The sequence below is a fragment of the Vibrio sp. 2134-1 genome (assembly GCF_033339495.1).
In genome coordinates this window covers 1-780 of sequence record NZ_JAWOUS010000312.1, presented here as the reverse complement: position 1 = coordinate 780, position 780 = coordinate 1, and the positions used below count along the sequence as shown (strand labels likewise).

The 780-nt window shown below is 48.2% G+C and carries 1 protein-coding gene and 1 pseudogene; both read left to right on the top strand.

Going from position 1 to position 780, the window contains the following annotated elements; translation table 11 throughout:
- Positions 1-459, top strand: a 459-nt coding sequence (locus R7R78_RS25670) for a response regulator transcription factor (protein WP_225474562.1), incomplete at its 5' end; no start/stop codon positions are given.
- Positions 456-780 (top strand): annotated as a pseudogene (locus tag R7R78_RS25665) (sensor histidine kinase); the annotation flags it as partial. The gene R7R78_RS25670 and the pseudogene R7R78_RS25665, both read left to right, overlap by 4 nt.

The following is a 780-nucleotide window of genomic DNA, read 5'->3' as shown; positions in this document are numbered from 1 at the left end:
ACTCCGGTGTTGATGTTGACAGCACTTGATAGCCGAGACGACATGCTCAAAGGCTTCCAACACGGCGCCGACGACTACCTCACCAAACCGTTTGATCTCGATATTCTTGAAGCACGCATGACTGCATTGATTAAACGCTATCGCGGTACGGTTGCATCAACCAAACTCCAGTATGGCGAAGTGTCTATCGATCAAAAAACGCATCAAGCCTACCGTCAAGATAAGCTGTTGGCGTTGAATCCAACCACGTACACTATTCTAGAAATGCTGGTCAAAAATGCCCCCGAAGTTGTGACGCGTGAAGAAATCGCATTCCGCCTATGGCAAGAAAATGAGCCAAACAATGACGTTTTGCGCAGCCACATTTATCAACTGCGCGGTCAACTCGATAAACCCTTTGAAGAACATTTATTGAAAACCATCCCTAAAGTCGGCTTCCGCTTGGAGCCGGGTGCATGATTCGCCGCTTATTTAACAACACACAAAGCTTAACTGGACGCCTCGAACTCTTCTTCCTGTTGGTGTCGATTGTGATTGGTCTGCTGTGCTTCGCACTTGTTAGTGGCGCGTTGTTGTGGTCGGAAGATCGCGTCGGTGAACGACGTATTATGATCGACAAGAAAGAAGCGATTGAGCATTTTAGGCGTCATCCTGGCGACGGAATGATCAAGCTCGATCTGCTAACAACGGCGTACAACGACATCAATCTGATCCCACCTGTCTACCAGCCTTTTTTGCAAGACAAGCAGTACTTTCTCGGTGAAGTCGGTCAAGAGCCGA